Genomic DNA, 26149 nt, shown 5'->3' with positions numbered 1-26149 from the left:
TCGGACACCAAATAAGCGTCCAAGTCGAATATTCGGACCAAAGTCCCTGATTTAGCGGAGTGAATTTCGAACAATGAATGGTGTCGCTAGTTCTACCGCCCGAACGGCGGGGTGCGAGCAAACCTCGAATAGCGGTCGAATACCTTTTCCAGGCCCACAAGATCCGGATCTGACAACAAGGCTGCCAGAAGTACACGTGCCTGCCCGGCTCGAAGATCGGTGGAAAATACAGCGCCTGCGGCGATCAAGTCGTGCCCGCCACCACCGCCACCGTAAACCGGGGAGATTGGCCCCGAGGGCACCCGAGTTGTCACGGCTACCGGAATGTGAGCGCCTACGCAGTCTCGTACGGCCTCGACTATCGTCGGATTGGCATTTCCCGAACCGAGTCCGTCGAGAACAAGTCCCTGCGCCCCGGCGTGCACGCAGGCGTCGATCTGTACGCGGTCTGCCCCGGGATACACGGCGATGATGTCGACGCGGGTGTCCGAAATCGGATGCCACGGCAATGGTTCGGGAGTACGCAGCAGGAGCGGATCGATGTGCACGCGGCGGAAGGCATCGAGTGCCGTCGTATCGGACTTTCGCGTACCTGCGGCTGGATGGACCGAACCGCCGAAGGCGATGAGGACACCACGCCCGTGTGACGAGATGTCCAGTCCGGCTGAGATCGCCGCGGCGAGATTCGAACGAGCGTCGGATTCGGGATGGTCGAAAGTGCGCTGCGCGCCGGTGAAGACCACCGGGCGTTGGTCGTCGTGGTGCAGGTCCAACAAGAACGCAGTTTCCTCCATCGTGTCGGTGCCGTGAAGCACGACCACCGAGTCGAGTTCGGGATCTTTCAATTGATCGGCTACGGCGTCGCGAACACGATCCATGTCCGCGAAGGTCATGCTCGAGCTGTCCTTCGACATCACGTCGACGACTCGAAGCTCGATGTCGGTCTGCTCGTTGCCGACCAGATCTGCACCGGTGATTGCGGGCCGGCTGATTCCATGCGCATCCCGGGTGCTGGCGATGGTGCCACCGGTAGTGACAACTGCGACTTTCGACACTGTGGTCCTTTCACGTCAAGCTGCGGGGTGGTGGATGGCCAACTCGCGAATACGATTCCTGGCGGCGTACCAACCAATCATCAAGAGCGGTGCGATGATCGCGATGGATCCGACGGTCCACGTTCCAACAGGGTTGTCGAATGCCATCAACACGATAACGACCGCAAGAAAGACCAGTGTCGCGATCCCGGTGTACGGTGCGCCGAATATGCGGAAGGCAGGGCGAGTGACTTTGCCTTGTTTCGCAAGTTGCCAGAGCCTCAACTGGCACAGCACAATTACCGCCCATGCACTGATGATGCCCAGTGCCGCAAGATTGAGGACTATTTCGAAGGCTTGCGCTGGGACAACAGCATTGAGCCCGACGCCGAACAGGATGACCACGCCGGTGAGTGCGATTCCCCCGTACGGCACTCCGGCTTTGTTCATTCTGGCAGCGAAGGCAGGCGCCGAACCGGCCGTCGCCATCGAATGGAGTATTCGTCCGGTCGAATACAACCCGGCATTGAGGGAAGACAACGCCGCCGTGAGAACGACCAGATTCATGATCGCATCTGCGCCTTGGATGTTGATCGAACCGAAGAATGTGACGAATGGACTTTCACCGGCGTGGTATTCGGTGTACGGGAGCAACAGCGAGAGCAGCAGGACCGACCCCACGTAGAAGACGAGGATCCGAATGATCACTGTGTTGATCGCCTTGGGTATCACCTTCCGGGGATTTTCGGTCTCTCCAGCCGTGGTCCCCACGAGTTCAATTGAAGCGTAGGCGAACACGACGCCCTGAATCACCACGACTGCCGGCAGTATTCCGTTGGGGAACAGCCCACCGTTGTCGGCGATCAGGCTGAATCCGGAGGAATGCCCTTCGATGGGTGTGCCGAAGAGTACGAAATAGACACCGAACCCGAGGAATGCGGTCAAGGCCACGACCTTGATCAACGCGAACCAGAACTCCAACTCTCCGAAGACTTTTACGGACACGAGATTCAGTCCGAGAACCAGCAACACCGCGATCAGAGCGAACATCCACTGATCGATGTGTCCCAGTGGCGCCCAGTACTTTTTGAAGAAGTTCATGTACAACGCCACAGCCGTGACGTCGACCACGGCAGTCATTGCCCAGTTCATCCAGTACAACCAGCCCGCAGCGAAAGCCATCTTTTCGCCGAAGAATTCGCGTGCGTAGGAAACGAAGGATCCGGAAGTCGGTCGGTGCATCACCAGTTCGCCGAGCGCCCTCAGGATCAGGAACGCGAAGAATCCGCACAGCGCGTACACGAGAACCAAGGCCGGGCCCGCCTGTTGTAGTCGCCCTCCCGCCCCCATGAAAAGGCCGGTTCCGATCGCGCCACCGATCGCGATCATCTGAATTTGTCTGGGGCCGAGCGCCTTCTGATATCCGAGATCCTCCTCAGTGGCAACTTCGGCGCGGCCTGTCTCTTCCCGTTCGACGGTCATCAAACCTCCTCCGCAACAGCGGTGGCATGAGGCTTCTCCCCCGAAACGCGGAGATTGGCGAGATGTTCGGGGCTGAGCAACCGATCGAGTTCCTCGCGGTCGAGCAGGCCGGCTTCGATTACGAGATCGGCGACGCGACGCCCGGAAATCAACGCCTCCTGGGCGATCCGAGTGGACGCGGTATATCCGATGTAGGGGTTGAGCGCGGTGACGAGGCCGATGGAGTCTTCGACTCGGGCGCGCAGCAGTTCAGTGTTAGCCGTGATGCCGAGTACGCACCGGTCCGCCAAAATGCGGCAAGCCGCACCGAGGTGTCGCATTCCTTCGGACAGTGAGTGCACGATGATCGGCTCGAAAGCGTTGAGTTGGAGCTGACCGGATTCCGCAGCCATCGTGATCGTCACGTCGTTGCCGATGACTTCGTACGCGACCTGATTGAGGACTTCGGGAATGACAGGATTGACCTTGCCCGGCATGATCGACGAACCTGCCTGCACCGGTGGAAGATTGATCTCGTTCAATCCGGCTCGCGGGCCCGAAGAGAGCAGCCGGAGATCGTTGCACACCTTGGACAACTTCACAGCGACCCGCTTGAGGACGCCGGAGAGGTGGACGAACTGGCCCACGTCTTGGGTCGCTTCGACAAGATCCGTTGCCAACACCAGCGGCAGTCCGGTCAGTGCGCCCAGGTCGGAACAGGCCATCTCGGCGTAGCCGGCGGGTGCGTTGAGGCCAGTGCCGATAGCAGTCGCACCGAGGTTGATCTCGTGAACGAGAAGAGCGGCCTCAGCCAGACGCGCCCGATCCTCCTCGATCATGACCGCGTAGGTCCCGAACTCCTGACCCAGGGTCATCGGCACGGCGTCCTGCAGTTGGGTGCGTCCCATCTTCACTGTGTCGGCGAACTGAAGAGATTTGGTCGTGAATGCGTTCTGGAGTGTAAGAAGTGCATCCAGCAGGTCATCGATCGCGAAGATCGTCGAGATATTCACGGCCGTGGGGTAGACGTCGTTGGTCGATTGGCTCAGGTTCACGTGTTCATTGGGGTGAAGCCGTTCGTAGTCGCCGCGCTGGTGGCCGAGGATTTCCAACGCGCGATTGGCGATGACCTCGTTCGCATTCATGTTCGTCGACGTGCCGGCGCCACCCTGGATGACGTCCACCACGAACTGTTCGTGCCACCGCCCGTCCACGATCTCCTTGCATGCCTGTGAGATGGCCTCCGCGCGCGGGCGGTCGAGGATGCCCAGCTTTTCGTTTGCGCTGGCTGCGGCCCACTTGACGTAAGCGATGCCGCGGATCAGATGCGGGTTCGTGGAGATTGTTCGACCAGTGATCGGGAAGTTCTCCATTGCGCGCAAGGTGTGGATACCCCAGTACGAATCGGCTGGAACCTCGCGATCGCCGAGCAGATCGTGTTCTGTTCGCGTTTCGAGCACTTGATCAATTCCTCGTGTCTCTTCGCGCAAGCATCACTCTCCGCGGTGGGTGTATTTCGGGATCGCAGCGCTGACGGTCGAGTTATAGTCCCGCCCTGCTATCGGGCTATCAGGCTGTCTGACAGGTGTAATTGTTACCTCGCTCACTCCGGCACGTCAACCCTTCATCAAGTGCGATGTTTGACGCGGGACTTCGGCAGTCGCAACAATGACGGCATGAACCTGTCAGACAGCTGGGCCACCAGGCGACCCGTCGCCTCGCGGGTGAGTGCTGCCGAGGCGGTTCTCGCCGACCTCCGTGCCGCAATAACCTCCGGCGAACTGGCAGTCGGAGAGCGTCTCCCGTCCGAGGCGTCCCTGGCCGAAAGACACGGGGTCAGTCGATCGGTCATCCGTGAAGCCCTGCGCTCGTGCCATGCCCTCGGGCTCACCGAGACGAAATCCGGGCTCGGCACCTTCGTCGTCAGCGATTCGATAGCGCGAGACCTCGACTTCGGCAGCTACGCGGCCAACGAGTTGGTCGAAGCGCGGCCGCATGTCGAAATTCCGGCCGCAGGATGGGCTGCCCAACGGCACACAGCGGAGGAACTGACGGCCCTCCGCGGACTGGTCCAGCAGATGCGTGACGAGGATGATCCGCTCGTATGGGTCGCACTCGATGCGCAGTTCCACGGACTGATCGCGAAAGCCAGTAGGAATCGGGTCTTCGAGTCGGTAATCGTCGATATTCGTGAAGCGTTGACAAGGCAGTCCGAGACACTCAATCTTGTTGCCGGTCGCCAGGAAAGGTCGAACGAGGAACACGAACGAATAGTCGAAGGAATCGCATCCGGCAGCTACGACCACGCCTCCAGAGCGATGGCCGAACATCTCGACGCCGTTAGGCTGACGCTTGAAACTCTTGTCCAAGAAAGTAATCCGCTGTGACGGCGCTTCCGGGTAGGTCTGCCCTCGTCTGCGTTATCCTCGCGGTATCAGTGACCGGGGCGTTGGCCGGCTGCAGTTCGTCCGACACCCCGGTGACGTCGACGATCGCCGCGTCAGCGACGACAGCGGCAGCTGTATCGATTACGGGCGTAAAGCCGCCATCGACGCCGGAATCCGAACGGGCGCTCTTCGATGCGGTGGACCGCAATGATCCGGCAGCGATCACCGCGGCCCTGGCTTCGGGCGCGAACATCGAAGCTCGCGGCGAGGGCGAACGGACTCCACTCGTCGAGGCCGCCAAGAACGACGCTGTCGCTGCGGCTTCTACGTTGATTCTTGCCGGAGCAGACGTGAACGCGAAGGATTCCATGCAGGATTCGGCCTTCCTGTATTCCGGAGCCGAGGGTTTGAACGAGATTCTGGCGCTCACGCTCGCCCACGGCGCGGACGTCGACAGCGTGAACCGTTACGGCGGTACGGCGCTGATTCCCGCGAGTGAACACGCGCATGTCGAGAGCGTCCGGATGCTGATCGCTGCCGGGGTTCCGGTCAATCACGTCAACGATCCCGGGTGGACGGCGCTACTCGAAGCCGTTGTGTACGGCGATGGTTCGGTGCGCTATATCGACGTGATCACTCAGCTTCTCGACGCGGGGGCAGATCCCTCGATCCGGGATGCATCGGGGAAGACCGCGTTGGACAATGCCGAAAGTCGTGGTCAGTCAGACGTTGTGGCGCTGCTTCAATCGCGGAGCTGACGCCAACGAGTCGGGCTCAGCCCGTAGGCCTGTCGAAAGCGTCGGCTGAAGTGTCCGGCGTCGACAAACCCCGCCCGGTGCGCAACGGTCGCGATCGGCAGATCGACGGTAGCGGGTCGAGCCAGTTCGTCCCGAGCCTTCTGCAGGCGCTGGGTGATGATCCACTGTTCGATCCGAAAGCCGTTGTCCGAGCAGATCTTGTACAGCTGTCGCAGTGAGATGTTGTGGGCTTGAGCAATTCGTGCGGGATTCAGTGTCGGATCGTGAAGGTGTTCACGGATGTATCGACGGATCGAAGTCATGGCAAGGGCCGATCTCGGAGCGGATGCGTCAGGATTCGCATGTGCGATCGAAGCGACCAAAGCACGTGCGAGTTCGATCGAGGCCTCGCCCAATTGTTCGGCGGCAGGATCGGTCTCCAACAGAGCGGCGCTGCGGAACAATTCACGAACGTGCGCGATCATCACGGGGTACAGATTGCTGTGATGAGGCCGGGTAGCTGCGTCCCGCACGGTGTCGATCGGCAGTCCCAGCCGATCCATCGGAACGTAGAGGCACTGGGAAGCGCCCGTTCCCGGCCAGGAGAAATCGTAGGTCGACGTCAGGTCCGTCATCAACAGCTCACCGGCGGGCACTCTGCGTTGTTCGTCGTGCTGATCTAGATGGCCGATCCCGATCTCCTGCAGGGCAATCGCAAGGACGGGCATCGACGCGGACCGGACGTGACGTGGTGTTCGGGTCAACCGCATACCGGTCGACTCGGAGCGGAACAGTGATGCTGCACCGAGGTTCCACACGTTCATTCTCGCGCTCACCCGTTCCGGGTTCTCCAAGTGGATTGCACACGGGACCGAGGCACGACCCATCGCGTCGACAAAGGCGTCCGCGCGTTGGTCAGGCTCCAACACGGAAGTATCCAGGAGCAAAGCCATGCAGCCCTGATACCCCGCGATGCGGACGCTCAACCAGAAGTTGTGCAGTGTGAGCTCAAAAGTCTGCACGGACAGTCACGTCCGTCGCAGCAGGTATTTCTAGGATCGAAACGGGCGTGTCCCGGCCTACCGCAGTTTCTCGCTTTTCGACGAGAGTGAAGGAAACGCATGAAGATCTCACGTGTATTCACCGCAGTTCTGGCGTTACTCATGACAGTCGCGGCTGGAGTGATCTTCGGCTCCGGCGCTGCGGTGGCGAGCCCCAAGCCAACCGTCGTTCTCGTCCACGGCGCTTTTGCCGACGCGACCAGTTGGGACGGCGTTGCCGCCGACCTACGCTCGCGTGGCTATCGCGTCGTGACGCCGGACAATCCTCTACGCGGGCCCGCTTACGACGCGTCCGTGATCGAGAAGACGGTTGCGGACATCGACGGACCTGTCGTGCTCGTCGGACACTCGTACGGCGGCGCGGTGATCACCAATGTTCACGACCCGAAGGTGCAGTCGTTGGTGTACATCGCGGCGTTTGCTCCGGTTCAGGGTGAGCCGGTGCAGATCACGATCGATCCCATCAGGTTTCCTGGCAGCCAATTGCTTCCTCCGGCTCTGGGATTGAAGATCGTCGACGATCCTCACGCGATCGGCGGGAAGAACGCCGACGGCTACGTCACGGACGAGTATTTCCATTCCGTCTTCGCTCAGGATGTTTCCGACGAGACAGCGGCAACGATGTTGGCGCATCAGAAGTCTGCGGCTTTGTGGGCGAACCTCGAGCTCGGCGGGCCACCGTCGTGGGCGAACACACCGAGCTGGTATCTGGTTGCCGGTGAGGATCGCGTGATCCCAGCATCGGCGCAGCGGTTCATGGCAAACCGGATGGGCGCGAACACCAGCGAACTCCCGACCTCGCACGCATCGCTGGTTTCCCGGCCAGGGGCAGTGGCAGACGTGATCGTGGCGGCCGCTCACGGGTGAGTGTGCGACCGCCACGAAAGTAGAACAGGGTCAGGCGGAAACGATTACCGAGGAGCCGTGTCCGAACAGACCTTGGTTGGCGGTGATACCGATGCGGGCGCCTTCGACCTGACGGCCTTCGGCCTGTCCACGAAGCTGCCAAGTGAGCTCGCACACCTGCGCAAGTGCCTGTGCGGGAACGGCTTCGCCGAAGCACGCGAGACCGCCGGACGGATTGACCGGGATGCGGCCTCCGATACTGGTGTCACCCGCACGCAGGAGGTGCTCGGCCTCGCCCCGCTTGCAGAGGGCAAGGTCTTCGATCCAGTCCAGTTCCACGGAGGTAGCGAGGTCGTAGACTTCGGCGACGTCGACGTCCTCGGGAGAGATCCCGGCTTCTTCGTATGCGGCGTAGCCGATGGATTCCTTGAACGTGCGCTCCGGAGCGGGAACGGCGGAGCTGGAATCGGTGGAGAAGTTCGGCATGTCCATGATCGTCTGGGGGAACGTCGGCGTGACCGTCGAAATAGCCTTGATGCGAACAGGTTCCGCGATGCCCATCTTGCGGGCGTATTCCATCGACGTCAGCAAGATTGCGGCGCCGCCGTCGGACGTCGCGCAGATGTCGAGCAGGTGAAGGGGATTGGACACCACGGGGGAGGCCAACACGTTCTCGACGGTGACTTCCTTGCGGTAGCGCGCATTCGGATTGCTCAGCCCGTGCCTGGCGTTCTTGACCTTCACGTTGGCGAAATCCTCCGCGGTGGCGCCGTAGAGGTCGATGCGACGACGCGCGTTGAGCGCGAAGTACGCCGGGTTGGTCATACCCATGAGGCGGAAGCGCAGCCAGTCCGGGTCGTCCCAACGCTCACCGGCGACGGGAGCGAGGAAGCCCTTCGGCGTGGTGTCGGCGCCGACGACCAGGGCAACTTCGCTGAGGCCGGCCAGGATTCGTGCGCGAGCGGTGTCGAGTGCCTGGGCTCCCGTCGCACACGCGGCGTACGACGTGGCGACGCGAGCGCCGTTCCAGCCGAGTGCCTGCGCGAAGGTGGCTCCGGCGACGTATCCGCCGTACCCGTTGCGGACGGTCTCGCCGCCGACGATGAAGTCGACATCCTGCCAATTCACACCCGAATCGGCGAGCGCGGCGCGAGCGGCCGCAACGCCGTATTTCACGAACGACTGCCCCCACTTGCCCCAGGGGTGCATACCGACACCGAGTACTGCGACGTCCTTGCTCATGACTGCAACTCCTGATCAGCTGCGGCGACAGGCTTCCATCGCCACGTCGTACGTACTCCGGTTTCGTCGGTGTACAGCGGCTCGACAACCAATTCGACGGTATTGCCGACCTTGAGATCGTCGACGCCGAATCCGTCGGCCACCTGGCCGAGGATGACGATGCCCTCGGGCAGTTCGACTGCTGCGAGAGCAAAAGGCTCGTACGGATCCGAGCGCGGGATGTACGGCGGCGGGGGCTGGTACTGCGCGTCGGTGTACGACCAGACAGTGCCGCTACGGGAGAGTTCCACATCGTCGAACTCCTCGCTGAAGCAGCTCGGGTTCTTGCAGAACGTCGCCTCACGAGGGAAGGAAATGGTGCCGCAGGATTGGCACTTCGTGCCGATCAGAGCAGGTTCGTCGCCGGTGGTGAACCAACCCTCTACTGCAGGCGTCACACTCCCGTTCGGCGCCGGCGTTGCAGTCTCGCTCATGCAATCCTCATCTGGTTGGCGAGCCTGATCCGGGGGATCGTGGGCCCGCTGTGCCGCTTACTGGAACAGGTTGCAGTATTACACGATTTCGGCCGCTGACGGGCAAAAATTTTCGCTGAGTGGGACGCTGCCGGAACGCAGACGGCCCCGCCGGGCAGACGAGTCTGCAGGCGGGGCCGTGTGCGTGAAAGTAGCTGTTTACCTGTAGCGGATCAGCGAGCGCGAACGGGTCGACCGAATCGACGCGCCGGTTTCACCCGGGCCGCAGCGTCGAGGATGGAGGTGATCTCGACCTGATCCAGAACCTTTTCGCGGACACGGTCGTGCGCAGCGCCGCGTTCCAGTTCCGCCTTGTCGATGGCATGCCAGCCCTCGCGGTCGACGACGTCGGACTGTCGCGCCCGGACCAGACGATCGACTGCGGAGTCGTCGGCGACCGGGTTGGTCAGGCGTCCGTCGTTGAAGTCGTCGACGAGCATCCTGATCGTTTCCTGCGCGCAGGACTTGTTGGTGCCGATGAACCCACTCGGTCCGCGCTTGATCCAACCGGTCGCGTAGACCCCGGTGGCGGGATCACCGTTCGGAGCTTCGAGGACTCGGCCGTTCTCGTTCGGAATGACCGACGCACGCTCGTCGAACGGGACGCCGGGGATGGGCACTCCGCGGTAGCCGATCGAGGTGAGGACCAAGCCGGTATCGATGGTCTCGGTATCGCCGGTTGCTTCGATCTGCACGGTTCCGTTGGCGTCGACAAGAGCGTTGCGAGCGAACTCGATTCCGCTGACCTGATCGTCGCCGGTGATCGAGGTCGGCGTGAGCAGGTAGCGCAACGTGATGCGCTTGTTGCCGACGTCGACGTGATCGCGGTTCTTCAGGGCTTCGAGGAGACGCAACTTCTGCTCGACGGCATGCGGGAGTTCGCCGCGTTTTGCCAGTTCTTCGGTGGCCGAGTCGAGAACCATGTCGTCGGGTCCGACAGAGAGTTCGATGTCCGGCAGTGCCATCAGGCCGGTGAACTCGGGGACCGTGAACGCGGACTGCGCGATTCCGCGTCGACCCACGATGACAACTTCTTCGACGCGACTCTTCCGCAGAGCGGCGAGTGCGTGAGCGGAGATGTCGGTACCGGCCAACTTCTCGGGATCGGCCGTCAGAATGCGAGCGACGTCGAGCGCGACATTTCCGTTTCCGATGATGACCGCGCGGCGATGCGAGAGGTCGAAGACGTCGTCGGCGTGATCGGGGTGGCCGTTGTACCAGGCCACGAAGTCGGTGGCCGAGGCCGTGCCAGGCAGATCAGCGCCCGGAATGCCGAGACCACGGTCGGACGAAGCGCCGACTGCGTAGAGCACCGCATGGTGATTTTCGAGCAGTTCGCTGTGCGAGATGTGCTTGCCGATCTCGACGTTGAGGTAGAACTCGAAACCCTTTTGTGCGGCGATCTTGTCGAACAAGCGAGTGACCTGCTTGGTCTTCTGATGGTCCGGAGCAACGCCGGCGCGAACCAAGCCGTAAGGCACAGGAAGGCGATCGAAGACGTTGACCTGCACGTCAGGCTGAGTCAGTAACTCGTCCGCGGCGTACATCGCCGACGGTCCGGAACCGACGATCGCAACGCGCAACGGCGGTCGGCCCTTGTCGACGTGGGCTGCCGGGATGACCTTGGCGAGAAGCGGCCTGGGTCGCTCTTCCTTGTAGAAGTCCGAATTGATGGACAGGAAGACTCGCTGCGGGTCGGTCAGCTTCGACTCGGGGACGATGGCGTCGACCGGGCAGGCCGAGACGCATGCGCCGCAGTCGACGCAGGCCTGCGGATCGATGTGCAGCATCTCGGCGGTGAGGAAGTCCGGCTCGTCCGGCGTCGGATGGATGCAGTTGACCGGGCAGGCGTAGACGCACGAGGCGTCGCTGCAACAGGACTGCGTGACTACGTGTGGCATGGCGCTATGAGTCCGATCTCGACTGTCCGGGAGCTACGCGGCGGCGTTGTGCGAGCTGCGGTGAGGTTCGCTACGGAAGCGTGATGCGCGGCCGTCCATCTTGCAGGCCTTCCACACCAGGCGCGAGGCACGGTTCATCAGGCCGGTGTCGGTGGCCAGCATGCGGACGTCACCGAAGTAGTTGCGCAGGGTCTGGCGCGACTCGGGCAGATCCCAGAACAGGTCCTTCTTCACGGACTTCGGGATGTCGAACTGCTTCCAGAAGGACTTCGGCGGGATGACGATGGCGTCACAGAGAATGCGCATGACGATCGGGAACAGCAGCGAGAGGACAAACCGGTTCGGGCGTGACATCAGCGGGATGCGGCGGCTCAGAAGCTTGTGCGCGAACGAGATATGACGCGCTTCCTCGGCTACGTGGATGGCCATGACCGACTGCATGATCGGGTGGATCTGGCCGCCGGCGCGCAGGATGCTCTTCTGAATGTGGTCGATGGGCTCTTCACCGGCGAGGACACCGACGAAGAACAGTTCGGGGAACGGACCCGCAGCGAGGGGGATGAAGGGTGCAAGCATCTTCATCGGACGGCTCATCCCGGGAGCGTCGGCACCGATGCGGTTGACCATCTCCTGGAACATCATCGTGTGGTTGCACTCTTCGACCGACTCGTGCGTGCAGTAGCGCGCCTCGGCCGAATCGTTGGGCAGTGAGAAGACGTACTGCATCATGCCGCGGATCAGGATGTTCTCGAATTGGAGACCGACCTTCGCGACATTGGCCTGGCGCCACATGCCGATTTCGATCTGCCTGGCCTCGGACTGCGACTGGTACCACGGGTGTGCGCCCAGCGGGTCAGTCTCGGCCGGGAGGATCCAGCGGCGATCGTTCGGGACGACGGCAAACTCGGGGGAGTCCCAGTCGATGTCGAGGTACGGGTCGAAGTGCTTGTGCACCGAGCCCTCGGACAGGAGTCGAAGCGTCTCGTTGTACGAGTCGTCGGATGCTTCTCCGCGCTTGTCGAGCGGCGATGTGAGCGTCATGGCGTCTCCTCTTCGTTTCGGTCACCGCTGGTATTTCTCGCGGTGTTCGGTGGAATCGAGGGCCGGTTGTGTGATCGCTGGCACTCGGTCTGGATTTAATGTAACCCGAGGTATCAGGAAAAGCTAGTGGCAGATACTCCTGAATCCCGACGAATTCTTGACACGGCCGAAACGGCGCCATAACTTACTTTTGAGTAATTTCCGCGGTGCGTCCGAAGTGGGCTGTTCAGGGACGGGTTCGCACCGAATCGCACGCGAAGATCGAACCGAGGCCGACGTGATCAGATCGATTCTCAGCAATCTTGCATTGAGTCCGCCGACGCGTCTGCGCTCCCTTGTTCCGTCACGCGGCGTCACGCTCTCCGACAAGACGATCGTTCTGACAGGAGCTTCCTCGGGGATAGGTGAGGCGACAGCTCATCTCTTGGCTCGTCGGGGAGCCGAGATGATCCTGGTCGCGCGCGGTGAGGAAAACCTCGAACACGTACGGGACGAGATTCACCGCAGGGGAGGATGGGCACACATCGTGCCTGCGGACCTCTCCCGCGGTGAAGCCGTTGACGAACTCGCGGAGACGATCGCGGATCGATTCGGGTCGGTCGACATCCTCGTCAACAATGCGGGTCGCTCGATCCGGCGTACCGCGTTGGATTCGGTCGACCGATTCCATGACTACGAGCGCACCATGGCGCTGAACTACTTCGGGCCGACAAGACTGACGTTGCGGCTACTGCCCGCGATGCTCGAGGCGAAGTCCGGACACATCATCAACGTCGGAACCTGGGGAGTCACTGCGGGCGTGATGCCGAGGTTCAGTGCCTATCACGCGTCGAAGTCTGCTCTCAGTGCATTCGGCCGAAGCCTCGGCGCGGAATGTCACGGCACCGGTGTCGATGTCACCACAGTGCAATTCCCACTCATACGAACACCGATGATCGCGCCGACGGCGGATTACGTGAGCCAACCGGCGCTGACGGCCGATCAAGCTGCATCGTGGATCTTGAGGGCGATCAATACGCGTCCCGTCGAGCTGTATCCGCGGTACGCGGGGCTGTTACGAGCGATTGACGTTGTATCCCCTTCTGCCACTGACGCTCTCGTGCGAAGGGCTGGGATCTGAGGGGCTGGGATTTGAGGGGTTGGGATCTGACCAGAAACGTGCACCAGCACCGGGGCATGGTTCGTCCCCGGTGCTGATGTATTCGATTGTCGCGATTCACGCCGCTGTGGGTGGGCTGTTCCCGCCGATCGGCTGTTGATACGGATCGATCGACATCGGTGGATAGAACACCGTTTTCCGATCCGGTCCGATCTCCACCCGCCATTCGGTGTGGTGCATCGTCCGGTGGTGATGACCGCACAACAAGATCAGGTTGTCGAGATCTGTTGGGCCACCATCGTTCCAGTGAACAATATGATGGGCATCGCACCACCCCGGCGGTGTCCCGCACCCCGGAAACGCGCACCCACCATCACGAACCGCAAGAGCCCGCCGCTGCGGAACTGTCGCCGTTCTCGCTTCCTTGCCGCAGTCGAGCGGAACACCATTCTCATCCAACAAAATCCGGGTGACCGTGCAGTCGCAGGCCAACATCCGTGCGGTGTCGATACTGATGGGGCCCACCCAATCCGTCCACGCGAAACCCAGTTCTTCGGTGGACGGCAAGAGGTCTTTCAACGCTTGCAGGTCCGTCATGTCTTTTGCCGACGCAGTCACCGTGATGTGCGGTTTCACCCCGCCCTCGATCGGACCCAACCCCGCCCGCTCGTACCGGCGCAACAATTCGCAGAACCCGTCCGCACGCCGTAATGCAGGCGTGCGTGTGTCCTTCACGCCGTCTTTTTCCGGTGTCGGAGCCGACAGACTCGACAGCAACGTGATCAGACGGGCCCCGTTCACCGCATCCAGATCACCCTTCACGGTCACCCGCCCGTACAAACCTTTCGACGCGTAGAACTCGTTACGCTCGGAATCCTCGCCGACCGGAACGCCGTCCTCACGCTTGCCGTACTGCTTCTCGATCCGCCGGATCGCCGCCCGCACCGCATCACAATCCGCAATGTTCTGCGACGCCAACCCCAACAGAATCCCGCGAGCCCTGTCCACATCCGCCAGGGTCATGTTCTTGGGCGGATGCTGACAAAACGACGCCACCTGCCGCGCCTTCAACGCATCAACGTCACCACGATGAAACGCATCCGCGACAACCGGTTCGAGCATCAACAACCGCGCCAGACTGACCAACAGACTGCACTCACCGATCTCCAGATTCGTCGAACCATGCAACCACTGCGCGATCGCCCGAAAACCCTTCCCGCCAAGAACCTCACGGGAAAACATCTCCACGATCAGCAACACCATCCGCGACTGCAACTCGTGCCGGGCGCGCACCAGATCGAGAACCTCACCCTTGAGGTCCTCGCCATCCAGCTGCCACGCTCCCCGACTGTCCATGCCGAAAGTTTAATCGAACAAAGTTTCGAACACAAGAGAATGTTGGATCGAAAATTGCTGCTATCAAATCGATTTCGACATTTCGGACATTCGGTTATAGGCGGGTCGCCGACGTAGTCCACGTGCGCCGACGAGTGCGAGCGCCACCATCAATCCGGAGCTCAACAGCATCACGTCGGAATTGTCTGAGCCCCAGCACATTGTGTAATCGGCGTCGATCATGTTGCCGCCTGTCCCCGGCAAGCGTATGGGTCCAGCCGAGCACCAGGCCCAGGCGTGTAATCGCCAGCGTGATGGGAACGAAGACCACCAGGACCGCAAGAAATACCCTCGAACACGGCCGGTGGATTCGCGAAGATCGACGAGTAGTGGAAGCGCCGGATGCGACGGACACCGATTTGTTACTCATCGGTCTGGTGTCGAGTGCGCATCTGCAGTCCCGAGCCAGAACCAATCTTCAGCGCTTCCGGCGGCCGAACAATACGCCGACAGCCGAGATCATGATCAGCGTCACAAGAACGACGACGATGTACGACCTGTCCGCGGCCGGTGCCACCGTTTCGCTTTCTTTGGTCACTGCATCAGTGAATGTACAGCTCATGCCGGGAGGGAACCATCCCCAGAAGTCTGTAATTCCTGCCGCTACCCTCTCAGCCCGGCTGGGAAGGAGATAATTGAATCGTGATGGGATTCCATAGTGATCAATGCACCAGCTGGGCTGATGTTGGAGGCGCAAAGAAAATGCGTCCAACAAATAGACCAAGGTTAGTGCGATCAGCGATATTGCTAAAGACGCTTGGCTTGCTCGTAATAATCGAATCTTCACGACCCGCCCGCAACAGTCACGTCATCATGAGGTGACGATGGTATTGGTTGCTGCGATCCACCGAATCCAGCCGTGCTCAAAATTGACCTGTCGACTTTGGGAGTCGCCGAACTCTCCTGACATCGGTAGTTAAAATCGACCATCCTCGCAGCCCTGCCTCCCATAGTCAGCAAAGATAGCACCGTGGACACTTTCTCCGTGCCGAGAAACAATCGATCGTGAGATCGGGGAAGTGGTTACTGCTAGTCCGCGACAAACAGCTCGCTATTCTCATCGAATGGATCAGGCAGTGTCGAACTCGCAGGCAACGAGAAGGTCCGGTGCTCTTCGTTGGGTTGCTTTGGTAAACGCACTTATCGCAGCGTCGGCTTCGGCGATGTATGTCGCAGCGAAATGCCATCTCACCTGGCCCGAACCTGCGGATAGTGCACTCTCGATCGCCGGTGCGGTCGTTCTCTGGGTCCTCACGGCGAGTGTTGCAATCGTGCTGCTCGGAGTGTGCTGGTGGCAGCGACGCCGATGGTCGTGGTCCGATGTCGCTGTTCCGGTTCTCGTGGTGATCGCACTCGGGATCGCGGCCGCGGGGCAGCCACATTTCGATCAGTATCGGGCAGACTTCGAAACCGTTGCACAGCAACTACTTCAAGAACCTGACGATCCCTATTCCGATGGGTATCATCGTGATCTACGAATCGGCAGATTCGATATCTCCTATGCCAACGTCAGCAGTGAAGGCCACGTCTATTTCTATGACGCACGAGATGGTTTGGACATCTTGGACAATCCCGGCTGGGTGTACGCACCCGATGGTGTGTCCGACAAGACCTTCAATCAGCTCCGGCTGGAAGACATCGGGGGCGGATGGTACCGGTTCCCTCATCTTGTCGTTGACAGCTATTGAAACTCAAACCACCAGACACTCCGCTCGAAGTCTCGGGCGAATGTGGTGACGCCGACCAGCATTCCTGAGGCGAACGGTAGTAGGAGTACGAAAAGCGCCGTGAAGGTCAAGGCGGCGTCGGAGCGGCAACTGCCACCTCCGTCGTACCAGCGTGAGCAGATGTCGCCGAAGTCCCAACTCTCGCCCGAACGCTGAACGAACCAACCTGAAATCGCCGTTGTCAGGATCAGAAGGAATATCACCACCGATGACCATACGATCTGCCCTCGGCATTGCCGCCAGGTCGCGCACATCATCGGCGAATGCAGCTCGGTGAAGTGTGTATGCGTCTCATGATGAAACAATACTGTCCGTTTGACGATTCGCACTGATTGCGAAAGCCGATACCCCGGACTTGCTCCGAGGTATCGGCCTGAGGTCAGAGGCAGAAGAAACTGAGCGAACTGATTGCCGCGTTCTGCTCGAGTTGGCCTGCGTCTCCGACGTTGCCGGCGGCGACTGACAGATCTTGAAGGGAGAGAATAGCGTCCATTGTCATTTCCTTTGTTGATCGGCATGTTTACCGATGGATTTGATCGATCGAATTGTCTTGCGGTGCTGATTCCATTTCAGATTTTTGGCCTGATGCTTCTGTGCTCCAATCTTCCGGGGTGATAACTTTCCGAACAACTAGGCGATGTGGCAGTTCGACGCGCACATCAGTGGAAACGACTGTCGGGCAGTTGCCGATCGGGTATATCGGAGCAACGCCAGTATTCCTGCAGATCCGGTTGCCCAGTCTGTCGAGAGTCTCAGGTTCTGTTCACCTGGAAAGTGCAGGCCTCCTGCGTGATTGAGGCTGTGCAAGCCCAGAAGCTGAAACTGCTGTGCAAGCGTCTGTTCACAATCGGCGCCGGCGTATGGAGTCTTGGAGAGTTCGCTGAGAAACAGAATCAGCCCGGCTCGCCCGTTGAGTAGTCCGGCTTGGGCAGTGAATTCGACTGTGGCGGCGCGGGATATCGCACGCACCGCAGCTGCGTAACGCGGTTCGTCGACATGGCGCAGAAGTTGTAGAAGTACCAGGCCCACACCGACAGACCCGGATCCGAGATACGGCATCGTCCGGCGCTCCTCTCTCAGCTGCATCGACCCGTCAGGGCACATCGACATCACAGACAGATCGATGTCGACGAGCTGGCGTGCGTGTTCCAGCGATCGAGGATCACCACTCAGTTCGTAGTGGCGAGTCCAGAACAGTGCTTGTCCGCTCGGTCCCCGCATCAGCCCACCTCGGCCGGCCACTGCCCAAGGTGTTCCGCCGGCGTCGCGGACATGCAAGCGAGCAGCTGAAATTCGTTCGCGCAGAGTCTCGGTCACGACAGCGAGAGTGGGTGACACAGTCGGTCGTGAAACCGATTCCTCGAGTAGGAGGCAACCGATTCCGGAAAGGCCGCTGAAAAGGCTGGAGTCGATGTCGTCGAGTGGGGCTCGACGCAAAGTCTCGACCCACCTGTCGGCTGTCGAATGTCGCCCGTGATGCCGAAAGGTGTGCACCGCACCCGCGAGCCCGTCGAAGAAACCGAACTGTGGTTGCGTATCCGAATCAACTTGATGTTCAGTCCATTCCAGAACTGTCTCCAAGGTGTCGGTGGGAAGATCATCGGCGAGTAGGTTTCCGCACGAGCCGTGAGCAATGCCGTAACCGTTCACTTCGAACTGGGCGATGTCACCGGGAAAGAGTCGATCAGGGCGGGAGAGATCAAGCGAGGCGAGGATGCCGCAGCGCAATAGAGCGGCCGCCCGTTGCAGGTTTTCCCCGGGCGACGTGTCCCAACGATGCGGGCGATTCTCCGGCTCCGGCGCCTGTACGTCGAGCATCGAATAGAGCGAGGCACCGAAGGCACGAGGAAGATCGAATCGAGACACCGCATAGTCGATGAGTTCGGGAATCTTGTTGCAATCGAGAGGGAGCAATGTAGTAAGTGGGACAAAGAGTCCCAGCTCGATGCATCCCAACGAGTATCGATCCGCCGCGATTCCTGTCAACTGTCGAGGTGCTGTGTATCCGGGGGCTCCGGTGGACCGGGGCGGATGCTCGTCGATGTTGTGGGCCATCTCGAAGTCGATGAACCGAATACCGGACGGTGAGCACATGACGTTGCCAGGGTGAAGATCGGCATGAACGATTCCGGCGTTGTGGAAGCTCTCGACTGCGGTAGTCAACTGTTGTGCAATGTCGAGTGCCCAGGTTCTGTATTCCGTTCGGGAACTGAGTGTCTGGTCCGCACGTATCAGTGGGTGACGGAGCGCAACTTCCTGATTCAGGGGAGTGCCGGCAGCGCGCTCGGTGACAAGGAAGTGGTGTCCCTCGCGCTCGAACAAGCTGATCGCAGAAGGTGTGTACGGGTTGTCGGCAAGGTGAGTCAACTTGTCGTACTCGTTACGGATGCGGTCGATTGCGTACCGGCCGTTTGCGTCCGGGGCGGTAAAGGGACGGCCTTCTTTGATGACCAGATCGATGCCGGCGTCGTCGAATGCGGAGTAGATCCCCCCGCTGTTGCTGAAGTGCAGGGCTTCATTGATCGAATAGGGGAATTCGTCATGTGATTTCAGCTTGTCTTGCTGCGCGCGAACGAAGTCCGGGATTTGTACCCAGTCCGGAGTTCTGAAGGAAGTGCCGCGCACATCGGGTTCGAGCGATCCGTCAGGACGCCGAATTGCCGGGACGCGATCGCCGAATGAATCGTAGGTCTGCATGGGCAGATACGCGCCGTACCGTAAGTAGAGCGGTCCCCGGTTCCATCGCACATCGCTGAGGATGTACGGCCCGTCGGCACCGGCGACAAGCTTGTCCAGTTCGGTGATGACACGTTGTGTGGCAACACCATCCGCCGGATAGATCGTGATGAATTTTCCGCTGGAAGTTCGATTGGCCTGCTTGCTGTTGGACAACATGAGGTCTGCTGCCGTCCGAAGAAATTTGAACGGCACATGATTGTGACCGCAATACACGGAAACGGTATCGAGCAGCTCCTGCGCGTTGGCTCGGGTAGCGGAGCAGTGAATCTTCCATCCTTGTTCTGGCAGCAGACCGTCGGGCGGTTGGAAGTAGTTCCACGGTCCACTTTGGGGACCGCGCCGCCAGAGCGACCAATCCACCGACTTCGCGGGGATAAAGTGCTGGTCAGTTGATGTATCTGGTCGGGTGACCGTTCTGATTCGGTCGTAGAAATGCGGGTCGGCACGCGTGAAGGCAACGTATCGCAGGTCCACGCCAAACCTCCCGGTCAGTCCCCCTGCGGTTGTCATCGATTGGTGCCACGCCCCGAATCCCCTGTGGCTTGGATTGCTTGTGGCGGAAGGTTATCCGATTCCGGACATTTCGGGCGAAGATTGAAAACCTATCATTCGAAAGTACTAATGAATGGCGTGGGCCAGGCGAGGTCACTGATCGCCCAGCTTTTAGTCGGCCGCATTTGTTTCGAGTTCGGAGGCCCCCTCTTGACGAGAGGATCAAGTCGGTGGTAGTTCTTTAGCGAGCGCTAAGTCAGGGTGCTCCCTCGATCTCGGTCCGGTACCCGGCGCCACGAAACACGGGTGCCGGACCGCCCCAGCAATGCACGTCCTCGAAGGGAACGAAGATGACCAAGGCAGTGATCGTCGATGTAGTCCGGATCGCGTCCGGCAAGGGAAAGCCGGGCGGAGCACTGTCCGGGACGCACCCTGTCGAACTGATGGCCCACGTTCTGCGTTCCATCACCTCGCGAAACGGCCTCGACCCCGCCCTGGTGGACGACGTGATCGGCGGTTGCGTCGGCCAGGCCGGTGAGCAGGCGCTCAACATCACCCGCAGCGCGGTCCTCTCGGCCGGATTCCCCGAGTCGGTACCCGCCACCACGATTGATCGCCAGTGCGGATCAAGTCAGCAAGCTGCGCACTTTGCGGCGCAGGGCGTGATCGCCGGGGCCTACGACATCGTGATCGCGGCAGGCGTCGAATCCATGAGTCGTGTCCCGATGGGTACCACGACGATGGGGAAGGACGCTTCCGGTCCGGGCGTCGCGGCTCGCTACCCCGAAGGCCTGGTCAACCAGGGAATCTCTGCAGAATTGATCGCCGCCAAGTGGAAGCTTGACCGCGACGCTCTCGACGCATTCTCCGCGCAGTCCCACCAGCGGGCAGCAGAGGCAGCGGCGAAGGGGCTCTTCGACAAGGAGATTCTGCCGATCTCGGTGACCAACGCCGCCGGTGAGACCGTCTCGCATATCGTCGACGAGACGGTTCGCGCGTCTACTACCGCCGAGGGACTCGCCGGTTTGAAGCCGTCGTTCTACTCGGAGAAGTACGCGCAGCGCTTCCCCGAGGCGCAGTGGTCGATCACTCCCGGTAACTCGTCGCCGCTCACCGACGGCGCGTCCGCAGCACTGATCATGAGCGAAGAAATGGCGTCGAAGCTAGGGCTGACGCCGCGAGCTCGTTTCCATTCCTTCTCCGTTGCGGGCGATGACCCGATCTTCATGCTCACCGCACCCATCCCAGCCACCCACAAGGTGCTCGCTCGCGCGGGTCTGAGCATCGACGACATCGACACCTACGAGGTCAACGAAGCCTTCGCTCCCGTTCCACTCGCCTGGGCTCACGAGTTCGGCGCCGACCCGGCAAAGCTCAACCCGTGGGGCGGCGCGATTGCACTCGGCCATGCCCTGGGGTCCTCGGGTACTCGTCTGCTGACCACGATGGTCAACCACCTCGAGGCCACCGGCGGACGCTACGGATTGCAGACCATGTGCGAGGGCGCCGGCATGGCCAACGCCACAATCATCGAACGCATCTGAAACACATAACCTTTCGAAAGGAACTCTCATGATCGTCAACGACAGCGTCGCCGTCGTCACCGGTGGAGCATCCGGCCTCGGCCTGGCTACGACCAAAGCCCTTCTTGCCGACGGTGCCAGCGTCGTCATTATCGACCTTCCGTCGTCCAACGGTGAAGCCATCGCCAAGGAACTTGGCGACCGGGTCCGCTTCGCGGCTGCAGACGTCACCGACGAGGCTGCGGTCACCGCGGCACTCGACGTGGCCGAATCCCTCGGACCCCTGCGCGTGGCAGTCAACTGCGCCGGAATCGGCAACGCAGTCAAGACGGTCAGCAAGAAGGGCGCTTTCCCGCTCGACGCGTTCAAGAAGGTCATCGACGTCAATCTGATCGGCACCTTCAACGTCCTTCGTCTTGCTGCGGAACGTATTTCGAAGACCGAGCCGATCGACGGTGAACGCGGCGTCATCATCAACACCGCTTCGGTCGCAGCGTATGACGGCCAGATCGGGCAGGCTGCGTACTCCGCGTCGAAGGGCGGCGTCGTCGGTATGACGCTTCCCATCGCCCGTGACCTCGCGTCGCTGCTGATCCGCGTCAACACCATTGCACCCGGCTTGTTCAAGACCCCGTTGCTGGCTGGACTGCCCGAAGCAGCCCAGGCGTCGTTGGGTCAGCAGGTGCCTCACCCCTCTCGCCTGGGTGATCCCAGCGAGTACGGCGCGCTTGCTGCGCACATCGTTTCCAACCCCATGCTCAATGGTGAGACGATCCGCCTCGACGGTGCAATCCGTATGGCACCGCGGTAATTTCGGCTATCACATGACTGGCGAGGTGGAGTCGGTGAGCTCGGTGGCAGTGGACTGGAGGTCCTTCCCGCCGCTGGTGATGACCGACATCCTGACGGCTTCGCTCGAGCTGTTCGACGAGAACGGTTACCACGGCACGACGGTGCGCCAGATTGCCAATCGTGTCGGGGTAACCGTTCCCGCGCTCTACTATCACCACGCGAACAAAGAGGCAGTCCTCGTCGCTCTGTTCGAGATCTCGATGAGTGAGCTGAATACCAGAACCGAAGCGGCAGAGGTGGAGGCCGGCGAAAATCCGGTACGACGCTTCGCCTTGGTGGTGGAGGCGATTGTTCTCTATATGACCCACCGGTCGCGGCATGCTGCGTTGGACACCGAGATCCGGCATGTCTCACCGGAAAGTCGAAGTCGGTACGCCGCCAGTCGTAAGCGGCTCGAGTTGCTGATGCGCAGGATCGTCGACGACGGTGTGGCATCGGGAGATTTCGCGGTCACCGATACCGAAGAGACCGTCCGGGCAATACTCGGTATGGCGCAGTCACTGCCGCGTTGGTTCCAGACCGGCGGTCCGATGTCACCGTCGCAATTGGCGGAGAAGTACGTCGACATCGCTTTTCACACGGTCGGCTATCGGCCGTAAAGTGCATCGCTCGTGAACGAAGGTGGGCAACAGGTCGAAAACCTGTTGCCCACCTTCAGTATTCATACTTCGGCATTCACTCGGTGTCAGAGTCGCGTAACTTCGAGTCCGCCCTCGTGGTAGTCGGCGCGAAGGCGTTTCTTGTCGAACTTGCCGACGCTCGTCTTCGGGACTTCCTGGACCACGGCCCAGTTCTCGGGCAGCTGCCACTTGGCAACCTTGTCCGAAAGGTACTGTTGCAGTTCGGACATGGTGGTTTCGGAACCAGCGCGAAGAACAACCGCAACCAACGGGCGCTCGTCCCACTTCTCGTCCGGCACGCCGATGACGGCAGCTTCGGTGACGTCAGGGTGACCCATGACGGCGTTCTCGAGGTCGACCGAGGAGATCCATTCGCCGCCGGACTTGATGATGTCCTTGGAGCGGTCGGACAGGCTCAGGAAGCCGTCGGCCGTGATGGATCCGACGTCACCGGTCTTGAGCCAGCCGTCGTTGAACTTGTCTTCCGCATCGACGCCGTAGTACGACCCGGTGATCCAGGGGCCGCGCACTTCGAGCTCGCCGACGGAAACGCCGTCGTGTGCAACAACTTTGCCGTCGTCGTCGATGAGACGTGCCTCGACGGATGCCGGGAAGCGGCCCTGAGAGTAGCGGTACTTCCACATCGCGTCGCCGGTGACACCGGCCGGCGGGCGGGCGACGGATCCGAGTGGGGAGGTTTCGGTCATGCCCCAGGCGTGCAGGACGGAGACGTTGTGGTCGGCTTCGAATGCGTGCATGAGGGCCGGCGGTACCGCGGACCCACCGATCAGAACCTCGCGCATCGAGGAGATGTCCTGCGGGTTCTGCTCGAGGTAGAGGTGCAGGCCCTGCCAGATGGTGGGGACGGCTGCGGCGAACGTCGGCTTCTCGCTGGCGATGATCGCAGCCAACGGGGCAGGCTGGAGGAAGCGGTCGGGCATGATCAGCGAAGCACCGATCATGAATGCGGCGTAGGGAAGTCCCCACGACATGGCGTGGAACTGAGGCACCACGGCGAGTGCACGATCGCCCTGCGCGAGGTTGGGGCCGTCGCTCATGCAGACCTGCATGGAGTGCAGGTAGATCGAACGGTGGGAGTAGACGACGCCCTTGGGGTCACCCGTGGTGCCGGACGTGTAACACATTGCGGCAGCGCTCAGTTCGTCGACCTCGGGCCAGTCGAACTCGGTGGGCTGATCGGCGATCAAGCCCTCGTAGGTGTGAACCTGCACTCCCTCGGGAGCTTCGAGTCCTGCAGTGGAGGAGCCGGTGACGACGATGTGTTTGACGGTGGTCAGCGACGGAAGCTGCGGAGAGAGAAGCGGAATCAGGGACGGGTCGACGATGATCACGCGGTCCTCGGCGTGATTGGCGACATGGATCAACTGCTCGGGGAACAGACGAATGTTCAGGGTGTGGAGCACAGCGCCCATCGAGGGGATCGCCAGGTACGCCTCGAGGTGCTCGGAGTTGTTCCACATGAACGTGGCGACTCGCTCGTCGCCCTCGACGCCGAGCCCGCGCAGGGCGTGCGCAAGCTGAGCACAGCGCTTGCCGACGTCAGCGTAGGACACACGGCGCGGGCCGGACTCGGTCCACGTGACAACCTCGGAGGCGCCGTGAACGGAGGCACCGTGGCGGAGAAGTTGAGCAATGGAGAGGGGGGCGTCTTGCATGGTGCTCAGCATGGGCTGCTCCTGTGTGGTGTGTGAGACCGGTGCTTTTGCCCACGGGTCGTCACAAACGATGTGCTGTGGCTGCCAGATTAGTCACAGCCCCGAAGTGCTCGCTAGTGACCCACTGCACTGGCGAAGAACCACGCTATGAGTAGCGCTCCCGGATCGACTACTCCGCGAGCGGCTTCGCCCACATAACTTGCACGTCCGCGGTTCGCGAGCATGGTTTCGGTCGACTCCGCCCCGGCCGCTGCGGCTTCCGCTGCGCTCGCCAGCGCAGCATCTCGATCGGCTTCCGAGCTCACGGATCGCTCCAACGACTCGACCGCCGGAACTATCGCGTCGACCATCGTCTTGTCGCCGACGCGTGCGCCGCCGAGCGAGGTGATGTTGTCGAGTCCCGCTCGCGCTGCAGCCGCGATCGCGCCGAGGTCGAGTTCGGAGTCCGCCGAGTCTGCGGCAACGCGGAAGAAATGCCGGAACCAGATGCCGAACAATGCGCCGGAGGTGCCACCGGCGTGGCCGAGGTACGCCTGTGAGACTGCATCGAATATCGTTGCGGTGGAGTACGTGTCACGGATCGCCGAGATGTCGAGTTGATCCAGTGCGGCCACCATGTTGGTCCCGAAATCGCCGTCGCCCGCTCGTCGGTCGAGATCGGTCAGTGCCGGTTCCTGATCCAGTACCTTCTCGGCCCAGTCCGCAATCCAGCTTCCGACGAAGCTGCTTTCGGCGGTGCGTGAGGTGTCGGGTGTGAATGTGGGACCGAAAGATTCGCGCGTGCCCATGCCGGTGTACTCACGCGCTATAGCATTCGGCCAGGCGGGCGCTTTTGTTGGTGCGTCCCATAATTCGAGGATTTCTTTGTCTGTGCGAACAAGGGTGATGGACGCGCCTGCCATGTTCAATGCAGTGACGAAGGTTCCGATCAGTGTCCGCTCGATGTGAATTCCCTGTTCGTCCAGATAATCTCCGAGTTCGGCGAACAGAAGTTGCAACTCCAGCGGGTGGGTGGCGCCGAGACCGTTGACGACGGCGATGACGCGGTCGCCTTCGGCGAGACTCAGGGACTTGATGATCGGGTCCGTCAGCCGCCGCACCAATTCCGGTGCGGGCAGGGCGTCCACGCGTTCTGTGCCGCGTTCGCCGTGGATGCCGATACCGAGTTCCATCTGACCCGCCGGCAAGTCGAACGACGGCTCGTCAGCCCCCGGCAAAGTGCATGGGCGAAGGGCGACGGCCATGCTCCGAGCGGAGTGCGCGACGTGTTGTCCGATCCGGGTCACCTCGGCCAGGTCGTCGCCGCGGGCGGCGGATGCGCCGCAGACCTTCTCCACCACGATGGTTGCCGCAGTACCGCGTCGTCCCGGACCGCTGCCGTCTGCGCGTTCGGTCGCGACGTCGTCGTCGACCAGGACGACGTCCGTATCGATCTTGTCCTCGCGTAGCAACTCTCGGGCGATACCGAAGTTCATCACGTCGCCGGTGTAGTTCTTCACGATGTGAAGGACGCCGCCGCCGGCGTCGGCAGCCTTGGATCCCTCGTGGATCTGAAGTGCATTGGGTGAGCTGAAGACCAATCCGGGGCAGACGGCTGTGAGCATTCCTTCGCCGATGAATCCGGCGTGCATGGGTTCGTGGCCTGAACCGCCGCCGGAGACGAGCGCGACCCGTCCGCGGGGAAGTGGCCTTGCGCGTGTGAGGTACCCAGGGTCGGGATTCCACGCGATGTCGTCGGTGGATGCGATCAACCCACGGAGTGCGTCGGGAACAAATGTCTTTGCGCTGCGCATGAACATCACTT

Annotated in this window: 20 protein-coding genes; 8 read left to right on the top strand and 12 right to left on the bottom strand. The window is 61.2% G+C overall.

The annotated features are described in order from the left end of the window. Positions 1-92 precede the first annotated feature (92 nt). The 3 genes from RA302_RS27550 to RA302_RS27540 are packed head-to-tail and all read right to left on the bottom strand — an operon-like array spanning position 93 to position 3955. On the bottom strand, positions 93-1055 hold the full coding sequence (locus RA302_RS27550) for an asparaginase (RefSeq protein ID WP_030536153.1): 963 nt from the start codon (positions 1053-1055) through the stop codon (positions 93-95). Between the two features lie 15 nt (positions 1056-1070). Then, on the bottom strand, positions 1071-2516 hold the full coding sequence (locus tag RA302_RS27545; RefSeq protein ID WP_030536152.1) for an amino acid permease: 1446 nt from the start codon (positions 2514-2516) through the stop codon (positions 1071-1073). Then, positions 2516-3955: an aspartate ammonia-lyase gene (locus tag RA302_RS27540; protein ID WP_030536151.1), complete on the bottom strand. Its 1440-nt coding sequence runs from the start codon at positions 3953-3955 to the stop codon at positions 2516-2518. Before RA302_RS27540 ends, RA302_RS27545 begins: the two co-directional genes overlap by 1 nt. A gap of 216 nt (positions 3956-4171) precedes the next feature. Here RA302_RS27540 and RA302_RS27535 point away from each other — a divergent pair, with 216 nt between their 5' ends. Both RA302_RS27535 and RA302_RS27530 read left to right on the top strand, forming a co-directional pair. Beyond that, positions 4172-4882: a FadR/GntR family transcriptional regulator gene (locus RA302_RS27535; protein ID WP_030536150.1), complete on the top strand. Its 711-nt coding sequence runs from the start codon at positions 4172-4174 to the stop codon at positions 4880-4882. Positions 4883-4932: 50 nt separating this feature from the next. Further along, on the top strand, positions 4933-5640 hold the full coding sequence (locus tag RA302_RS27530; RefSeq protein ID WP_037126258.1) for an ankyrin repeat domain-containing protein: 708 nt from the start codon (positions 4933-4935) through the stop codon (positions 5638-5640). On the opposite strand, the gene RA302_RS27525 is transcribed toward RA302_RS27530, so the two are convergent. Continuing rightward, a complete protein-coding gene (locus RA302_RS27525; RefSeq protein WP_230587526.1) occupies positions 5625-6641 on the bottom strand; it encodes a helix-turn-helix domain-containing protein in 1017 nt (338 codons plus the stop codon). The two genes, RA302_RS27530 and RA302_RS27525, sit on opposite strands and share 16 nt — an antisense overlap. A gap of 99 nt (positions 6642-6740) precedes the next feature. Here RA302_RS27525 and RA302_RS27520 point away from each other — a divergent pair, with 99 nt between their 5' ends. Continuing rightward, positions 6741-7547, top strand: coding sequence for an alpha/beta hydrolase (locus tag RA302_RS27520; RefSeq protein WP_030536147.1), 807 nt, complete (start codon positions 6741-6743; stop codon positions 7545-7547). Positions 7548-7577: 30 nt separating this feature from the next. Here RA302_RS27520 and RA302_RS27515 read toward each other — a convergent pair whose 3' ends face one another. The 4 genes from RA302_RS27515 to RA302_RS27500 all read right to left on the bottom strand — a co-directional run bounded on the left by RA302_RS27515 (position 7578) and on the right by RA302_RS27500 (position 12222). After that, positions 7578-8768 carry a lipid-transfer protein gene (locus RA302_RS27515; RefSeq protein ID WP_030536146.1) on the bottom strand — a complete coding sequence of 397 codons (1191 nt, stop codon included), beginning with the start codon at positions 8766-8768 and terminating at the stop codon, positions 7578-7580. Next, positions 8765-9241, bottom strand: a complete 477-nt coding sequence (locus RA302_RS27510; RefSeq protein ID WP_037126255.1) for an OB-fold domain-containing protein — start codon at positions 9239-9241, stop codon at positions 8765-8767. The genes RA302_RS27515 and RA302_RS27510 overlap by 4 nt, the downstream gene beginning before the upstream one ends. A gap of 212 nt (positions 9242-9453) precedes the next feature. Further along, positions 9454-11181, bottom strand: a complete 1728-nt coding sequence (locus RA302_RS27505) for an FAD-dependent oxidoreductase (protein WP_030536144.1) — start codon at positions 11179-11181, stop codon at positions 9454-9456. 33 nt (positions 11182-11214) lie between these two features. Continuing rightward, entirely contained in the window at positions 11215-12222 is a 1008-nt protein-coding gene (locus RA302_RS27500; RefSeq protein WP_003943163.1) for a diiron oxygenase, read from the bottom strand. Between the two features lie 217 nt (positions 12223-12439). Here RA302_RS27500 and RA302_RS27495 point away from each other — a divergent pair, with 217 nt between their 5' ends. After that, complete coding sequence (locus tag RA302_RS27495; RefSeq protein WP_003943031.1) at positions 12440-13342, top strand: SDR family oxidoreductase; 903 nt, start codon at positions 12440-12442, stop codon at positions 13340-13342. 96 nt (positions 13343-13438) lie between these two features. Here RA302_RS27495 and RA302_RS27490 read toward each other — a convergent pair whose 3' ends face one another. Next, a complete protein-coding gene (locus tag RA302_RS27490) occupies positions 13439-14677 on the bottom strand; it encodes an HNH endonuclease signature motif containing protein (RefSeq protein WP_030536142.1) in 1239 nt (412 codons plus the stop codon). A 1103-nt stretch (positions 14678-15780) separates the two neighbouring features. On the opposite strand from RA302_RS27490, the gene RA302_RS27485 reads away from it, so the two are divergent. Further along, entirely contained in the window at positions 15781-16404 is a 624-nt protein-coding gene (locus tag RA302_RS27485; RefSeq protein WP_030536141.1) for a hypothetical protein, read from the top strand. A gap of 669 nt (positions 16405-17073) precedes the next feature. Here the strand turns inward: RA302_RS27485 and lanKC are convergent. Further along, positions 17074-19656: a class III lanthionine synthetase LanKC gene (lanKC, locus tag RA302_RS27480; RefSeq protein WP_030536139.1), complete on the bottom strand. Its 2583-nt coding sequence runs from the start codon at positions 19654-19656 to the stop codon at positions 17074-17076. 368 nt (positions 19657-20024) lie between these two features. On the opposite strand from lanKC, the gene RA302_RS27475 reads away from it, so the two are divergent. The 3 genes from RA302_RS27475 to RA302_RS27465 are packed head-to-tail and all read left to right on the top strand — an operon-like array spanning position 20025 to position 22648. Continuing rightward, on the top strand, positions 20025-21218 hold the full coding sequence (locus tag RA302_RS27475) for an acetyl-CoA C-acyltransferase (RefSeq protein ID WP_030536138.1): 1194 nt from the start codon (positions 20025-20027) through the stop codon (positions 21216-21218). 28 nt (positions 21219-21246) lie between these two features. After that, the gene (locus tag RA302_RS27470; protein ID WP_003942978.1) at positions 21247-22008 is read left to right on the top strand and encodes a 3-hydroxyacyl-CoA dehydrogenase; all 762 of its coding nucleotides are present in this window, start codon (positions 21247-21249) and stop codon (positions 22006-22008) included. A 13-nt stretch (positions 22009-22021) separates the two neighbouring features. Continuing rightward, positions 22022-22648: a TetR/AcrR family transcriptional regulator gene (locus tag RA302_RS27465; protein WP_051720833.1), complete on the top strand. Its 627-nt coding sequence runs from the start codon at positions 22022-22024 to the stop codon at positions 22646-22648. Between the two features lie 86 nt (positions 22649-22734). Here the strand turns inward: RA302_RS27465 and RA302_RS27460 are convergent, their stop codons facing one another. After that, positions 22735-24357 carry a long-chain fatty acid--CoA ligase gene (locus tag RA302_RS27460; protein WP_003943212.1) on the bottom strand — a complete coding sequence of 541 codons (1623 nt, stop codon included), beginning with the start codon at positions 24355-24357 and terminating at the stop codon, positions 22735-22737. A gap of 101 nt (positions 24358-24458) precedes the next feature. After that, positions 24459-26144: a dihydroxyacetone kinase family protein gene (locus RA302_RS27455; protein WP_030536136.1), complete on the bottom strand. Its 1686-nt coding sequence runs from the start codon at positions 26142-26144 to the stop codon at positions 24459-24461. Between the last annotated feature and the right edge of the window lie 5 nt (positions 26145-26149).

The sequence above is a fragment of the Rhodococcus sp. DN22 genome, from assembly GCF_036669995.1.
Lineage (GTDB): Bacteria > Actinomycetota > Actinomycetes > Mycobacteriales > Mycobacteriaceae > Rhodococcus_F > Rhodococcus_F erythropolis.
The sequence above is the reverse complement of the archived record's forward strand: the minus strand, read 5'-3'. Positions and strand labels throughout refer to the sequence as shown.